The organism is uncultured Thiodictyon sp., from assembly GCF_903828115.1.
Classification (GTDB): domain Bacteria; phylum Pseudomonadota; class Gammaproteobacteria; order Chromatiales; family Chromatiaceae; genus Thiodictyon.
This window is the reverse complement of record NZ_CAIKKU010000364.1, coordinates 1-2,036: the sequence shown is the minus strand read 5'-3', so window position 1 is coordinate 2,036 and position 2,036 is coordinate 1. Positions and strand designations below refer to the sequence as shown.

Below are 2,036 nucleotides of genomic sequence, written 5' to 3'. Positions count from 1 at the left end.
GGGATGTCGGGGCGGCTCCAGGCATCGGGGGCGGGCGACAGGTCGTCGGTGTTGGTTTCACCCGGCACCTTGAAGACCGTGACAGTGATGGACTCGGGTACCTCGGGGCGGCTGGTGAACCACTGCGCCTGCGCCCAGCTCTCGATGACCTCCTTCGCCTTGGCGTTGCCGGCCTTGGCCTTGTCCGCCACGTCGTTGAAGAAATCGAACATCAGCAGGGTCATCTTCAGACCCTCGGCGGCGACGGCGGCGACCTCGGCGTCGTCCAGCAGTTCGATCAGCGGGTGTACGTTGTAGCCGCCCACCATAGTGCCGAGCAGTTCGGTGGCCTTGGCCTTGCCGAGCAGGCCGACCTTGAGGTCGCCGTGCGCCACCGCGGCCAGGAAGCTCGCCTTGACCTTGGCCGCGTCGTCCACGCCCGGGGGCACCCGGTGGGTCAGCAGATCCAGCAGAACGTCGCCCTCACCGGCCGGCGGGTTCTTGATCAGCTCGATCAGGTCGGCGGTCTGCTGCGCGGTCAGCGGCAGCGGCGGAATGCCGAGCGCGGCGCGTTCGGCGGCGTGCTGGCGGTAGGCTTGTAACATCTTGTAATCTCCAGTGGAACGATGGCGGTAAGGGGGTGGCGGGCGGCTTGCGGCCGCGGCGGCAGGTCTGCGGGCCAATCTGCCATTTTAGGTCTTATGTAGGCATTGCCAAGCGATTTGAAGCCTGTACCTCGCAGGTTGCCCTTGGGGACGGTGGGCGATCCATTCTTGTGTCGGATGCGTTACAAACTGAGAATCTCAAGTTTACAATCGACCTATCTTTAAGTGACTTGAGGGGCATCCGGTGGAACTCGGCAAGACCAGAGAATCGCAAGCCATTCGCCGCCACCTGATCGACGTCGTCAGGTCCGGGCGCGCGGACCTCGTCGCCGACGCCTGCGAGCGCTTCGGCATCACCCGTCAGGCGGTCCATCGACACCTGACCCACCTGATCCGGCAGGGTTTCCTGGAGGCCGCCGGAACGACCCGCGGGCGTACCTATCGACTCGGCCCAAACCGCCGGCAGACCGGGACCTATGCCCTTGGGGCCATCGCCGAGGACCGTGTCTACGCCAGCGACTTTGCCTATCTCGTCGATGGTCTGGGAAAGAACGTTCAGGACATCTGGCATTACGGTTTCACGGAGATGCTGAACAACGCGATCGACCACTCCGCCGGGACTCGCGTCGTGATTGTCGCGCAGCGCGACGACGAATCGTTATTGCTCAGAATTTGGGATGATGGAGAGGGCATTTTCAAGCGCATTGCGCGCCTGTTGGACCTCGCCGATCCGCGGGAGGCGATCCTGGAGTTGAGTAAGGGCAAGCTGACGACCGATCCCGAGAACCACACGGGTGAGGGTATTTTTTTTACCTCGCGGGCGTTCGATTTCTTCCGGATCACTGCCGGTGACCTGGCCTTTAGCCACAGCGAAGAAAGCGACAATGATTTCCTTGTTCACCTGCAAGGCGCAACCGGTGGGACCTTGCTGACCATGATCCTTTCGCCAACGACGCAACGGACCCTGGCATCGGTCTTCAACGAATACACTGATGCCGATACACTCGACTTCTCAAAGACCGTCGTGCCGGTCCGCTTGGCGCTCTACGAAGGCGTTGCCCTCGTCTCCCGTTCCCAGGCGAAGCGCATCATGAATCGCGTCGAGCGTTTCCGCAACGTCCTGTTGGATTTCGCCGGCGTCGATATGGTGGGCCGCTCGTTCGTCGATGAGATATTCCGCGTATTCGCGCGCAATCATCCACAAGTCGCTATCAAGCCAGTCAACATGAGTCCCGCAGTGCAAAAGGAAGTGGACCGGGTGCTTGGTTCGGATGCCGCCGCGACACCTTGACGCGCGGGGGCGGGGCAAGAGCCGTTCTATCAAACTTACAAATTCATGCGTAAACATGAATAAAGTTGACTTCCTGCTTCACGGGGGCCGGTTTCACGCGGACCTTGCGGCCCGCGCCAGCGCCCTCCCCTCCACAGGCAGACACCGCGGAACTCGCGGCG

1 protein-coding gene and 1 pseudogene are annotated in these 2,036 nt (G+C 62.0%); one reads left to right on the top strand and one right to left on the bottom strand.

Going from position 1 to position 2,036, the window contains the following annotated elements; genetic code table 11:
• Positions 1-584 (bottom strand): annotated as a pseudogene (locus QZY48_RS13270) (aconitate hydratase B); the annotation flags it as partial.
• A 244-nt stretch (positions 585-828) separates the two neighbouring features.
• Here QZY48_RS13270 and QZY48_RS13265 point away from each other — a divergent pair.
• The gene (locus QZY48_RS13265) at positions 829-1,875 is read left to right on the top strand and encodes a DUF4325 domain-containing protein (protein WP_295431330.1); all 1,047 of its coding nucleotides are present in this window, start codon (positions 829-831) and stop codon (positions 1,873-1,875) included.
• Positions 1,876-2,036 lie beyond the last annotated feature (161 nt).